The organism is Pseudomonas sp. HMWF006, from assembly GCF_003061205.1.
Classification (GTDB): domain Bacteria; phylum Pseudomonadota; class Gammaproteobacteria; order Pseudomonadales; family Pseudomonadaceae; genus Aquipseudomonas; species Aquipseudomonas monsensis.
On the sequence record NZ_QAIU01000018.1, the window covers coordinates 1 to 3,824 of the forward strand.

Annotated in this window: 3 protein-coding genes and 1 pseudogene; 2 read left to right on the forward strand and 2 right to left on the reverse strand. The window is 60.7% G+C overall.

Annotation, left to right across the window (positions count from 1 at the left end):
* On the reverse strand, positions 1 to 1,496 hold a 1,496-nt coding region (locus DBR24_RS00520; RefSeq protein WP_146188919.1), incomplete at its 3' end, for an autotransporter assembly complex family protein.
* Positions 1,497 to 1,562: 66 nt separating this feature from the next.
* Entirely contained in the window at positions 1,563 to 2,213 is a 651-nt protein-coding gene (locus DBR24_RS00525) for an N-acetyltransferase (protein WP_123462394.1), read from the reverse strand.
* A gap of 326 nt (positions 2,214 to 2,539) precedes the next feature.
* On the opposite strand from DBR24_RS00525, the gene xthA reads away from it, so the two are divergent.
* Positions 2,540 to 3,352 carry an exodeoxyribonuclease III gene (gene xthA / locus DBR24_RS00530; RefSeq protein ID WP_128613559.1) on the forward strand — a complete coding sequence of 271 codons (813 nt, stop codon included), beginning with the start codon at positions 2,540 to 2,542 and terminating at the stop codon, positions 3,350 to 3,352.
* A gap of 180 nt (positions 3,353 to 3,532) precedes the next feature.
* Positions 3,533 to 3,824 (forward strand): annotated as a pseudogene (locus DBR24_RS00535) (hypothetical protein); the annotation flags it as partial.

Consider the following 3,824-nt stretch of genomic DNA (forward strand, 5'->3'; position numbering starts at 1 on the left):
ATGTAGCGCCCGCCGATACGGTCGCCCTTGGCGTTTTCCGGGGACAGGCTCTGGTAGTCATAACCGCGCACGCTCTGGTCACCACCGGCAAAGAAGCGCAGCGACGGCGGTACCGAGTTGTAGCCGTTGGTGGCACTGCCGCCGACCTGCACCCGCCCGAGGAAGCGATGGTTGTCGAATACGGTGGTCAGGCCTTTGATCAACGCGGTGCCATAGAGCAGGTTGTTGTCCGAGCCGAGGCCTTCCTTCGCCACTTTGCTTTCAAACGTCAGGCGATAGCCATTGTGCGGGTCGATGCGGTTGTCGCTTTTCAGGTACGAGTAACTGATGCCGGGCATCAGCAAGGTGCTGAGACCGGAGTCGTCACCGAGCTGGTATTCCTCACGCTGCCATTTCAACGAAATGACCCGCTGCCAGCCGCTGGGCAGCTTGCTGTGCCATTCCGGGCCGAACGTCAGCAGCTTGCTGAGGGTGTCGGAACCGTCGATGTCTTCATATTGATAACCGCCGGCCCAGCGCAGTTTGTCGGTCAGCGGCGGATCGAGCGGGATGTCATAGAACAGCCCGACGTTCTGCCGTGGTGCCGACAGTTCGGCTTCCCAGCCGTAGCTGTCGCCTTGCGGATTGACCCAGTGGCGGGTCCAGTTGGCCTTGATCCGTGGGCCGACGTCGGTCGAATAACCGAGGCCCAGGCCCATGGTGCGCGGCTTGCGCGTGTCGAGTTTGACGTCCACCGGAATCACGTCGTTCTTCGCCGCCGTGGGCGCGGCATCAACGCGCACGCCTTCGAAATAACCGCTCGATTGCAGGTCGCGGTTGAGTTCGGCAATCAACTCGGAGTCATACGGCTCGCCTTCCTTGAACGGCACCATGCGTTGCAGCAGGTCTTCGTCGAAGGGCGTGTCGCCTTCGAATTTGACTTTGCCCAGTGCATAGCGCGGGCCGCTGTCGTAGATCAGTTCGATGTCGGCCACCCCCGCGCGCGGGTCGACCATGAGTTTCTGGCTGGTGAAATGGCCGCTGAAAAAGCCGAAACGCGAGGCCTGGTTCTGGATCAGCCGTTTGGCGTCTTCGTAGCGACCATGGTTGAGCACCGCGCCGGACTTGAGCACGTCGCTGTTCGGTACACGAAAGGATTTGAGAGCGGCCGCCGGGCCGTCGACACGGATGGTGACGTTACGCAGGCGAATCGGCTCGCCGGGATCAATCTTCAGCACAAGCCGCGGTTTGTCCCCGCCCTTGACGTCGCTGTCGATCTGCGGCTGGTAGTAGCCCAAGGCCTGGGCGGCCTTGCGCGCCTGCTCCTCGGCACCGCGACTGAAGCGCAGCAACGCTGCTTCGTCACGATCGCCGAGGCTGCCGATATAGCCCTCTATATTGGCCTTCAGTTCATCGTTGGACGGTTTGATCCGCACATCCAATTCACTTTGCGCCAGCGCCGCGCAGCTGGTTAACAGCATGAGCACGCCACTGGTAAATCTTCCTGGAAACTTCATAGGCGCGGATGCTATCACGGGCTTGGGAGCGTGATAGAACAGGAAATTTCCGAAAAAGTTCGATGGTCAAGCCATTGCTGTTTGTAACAGCTGTGGATTGGCGTGAAAAAATACGTGTTCACGCACCGGGCCGACGGCAACTTCGCCAATCTCCTCATAACCCTGACGTTTATAGAATTCCAGGTATCGCGGGTTGCCGGTGTCGAGCACCACGCCTTGAGAGGTTTCATCGACGGCGCACCAGTTGTGCACGGCGGTCAGCAGTTGCTCGCCGAAATGTTTGCCCTGGAACTGCGGGTGCACCCCGAGCAGCGGCAGCATGTGTACCGAATCGCCGGGCACGCAGGCGGCGACGGCATTGTGGTACTCCAGATAACGCCGAGTGCAGCGCAAACCGGTGCTGAGCACCATGCGCAGGCGCCATGCCCAGCTTTCGGTAATCCCCAGGCGACGCTGTGGCGGTGCGATCAGGGCGATGCCGATCAACCGGTCGTTGACCAACAGGCCGATGGCCGGCAGGTCCTGTAGAAAATGCTGTTTGACCAGCTCCCGCACGGTGGCGCGCACCCGTTGCTCATAGCCGGGCCGCTCGGCCTCGAACAGGTAACCGAAGGTCGGTTCGTGGCGATAGGCCTGATACAGCAGCGATCGGGCTTCGCGGGAATAACCGCGGTCGAGCATGTGAATATCGGCGATGGCGGTCTGGGTTTCAGGCATGACGATGATTCTCCCCGAGGCGCGTCCAAATGGCGGCGCTCTTGTTGGTACGAACCTTTTGCGGCTGGCGCAGTTCCCCACAGGTATAGACCAAGGCTGGATCTTCATCGACCGGGTGGGCCCCATCGCTGGCAAGCCAGCTCCCACAGTGTCCGCGTCGTTCATAACATTCATGTGCACCCGAGAAACCTGTGGGAGCTGGCTTGCCAGCGATGGGGGCGGCCCAGGCAACACAAATCCTACCGCCAAAAATGATTTCTCCCGCCCCACGCTGGCCCATCTCCCCCATGTCAGCTAGCATCGCCCTTTTGCCAGGACTGCCGACCATGAAGATCGTTTCCTTCAACATCAACGGACTGCGCGCCCGTCCGCATCAGCTGGCAGCGCTGATCGAAAAACACCAGCCGGACGTGATCGGCCTGCAGGAAACCAAAGTCCACGACGACCAGTTCCCGCTCGAAGAAGTGCGCGCCCTCGGCTACCACGTGTATTTCCACGGCCAGAAAGGCCATTACGGCGTCGCCCTGCTCTCGCGCAACGAGCCGATCGCCGTTCACAAAGGCTTCGCCACCGATGAAGAAGACGCCCAGCGCCGTTTCATCTGGGGCACGTTCGCCGACGCCAATGGCGTGCCGGTGACCATCATGAACGGCTACTTCCCGCAGGGCGAAAGCCGTGACCACCCGACCAAATTCCCCGCCAAACAGCGTTTCTACAGTGATCTGCAGGCCCTGCTGGAAAGCCAGTTCCACAACGAACAGCCGCTGGTGGTGATGGGTGATGTGAACATTTCCCCGGAAGACTGCGACATCGGCATCGGCCCGGACAACATGAAGCGCTGGCTGAAAACCGGCAAATGCAGCTTCCTGCCGGAAGAGCGCGAGTGGATGGCCCGCCTGAAAAACTGGGGCCTGACCGACAGCTATCGCCACTTGAACCCGGACGTCACCGACATGTTCAGCTGGTTCGACTACCGCAGCCGTGGCTTTGAAGATGAGCCCAAGCGTGGCCTGCGCATCGACGTGATCCTCGCCTCCCACGGTCTGTTGCCACGGGTCAAGGACGCGGGCGTGGACTATGAATTGCGCGGGATGGAAAAACCGTCGGATCACGCGCCGATCTGGCTGGAACTGGCCTGACCTTCGAATCGCCTGTGGGAGCGAGCTTGCTCGCGAATGCGTTGCATCCGAAACATATCGGGTGACTGACACTCCGTATTCGCGAGCAAGCTCGCTCCCACAGTTTCATCGGTGTCATGTTTCGGTCATGCGCCTGACTTAATCTCCCCGGCAATCCCCTTGGCTTGATTCGGTGCCGGCATGACCCTGCGTGTTCTGTTCGTTTTTCTGTCGAGTGCATGGCTGTCGGTGTCTGCCGCCACCCTGCCCATCTCTGAAAACGGCCCGGTGTTGCGCATTCAGGGTTCCAACACCATCGGCGCGGCGCTTGGCCCCGCATTGGTCGAAGGCCTGTTGCAGGAACAAGGCTTGCTCAAAGTCCACCGCGAAACCCCGGACACCGCCAACGAACAACGCGTCGTCGGCCAGACCGCGCAAGGTAAACGCGTGGTCGTGGACATCGCCGCTCACGGTTCCAGCACCGGCTTCACGG

What these genes read in the sequence shown, in the direction of transcription:
- DBR24_RS00525 (WP_123462394.1), bottom strand. Translation starts at nt 2,213, where the DNA reads ATGCCTGAAACCCAGACCGCCATCGCCGATATTCACATGCTCGACCGC.
- xthA (WP_128613559.1), top strand. Translation starts at nt 2,540, where the DNA reads ATGAAGATCGTTTCCTTCAACATCAACGGACTGCGCGCCCGTCCGCAT.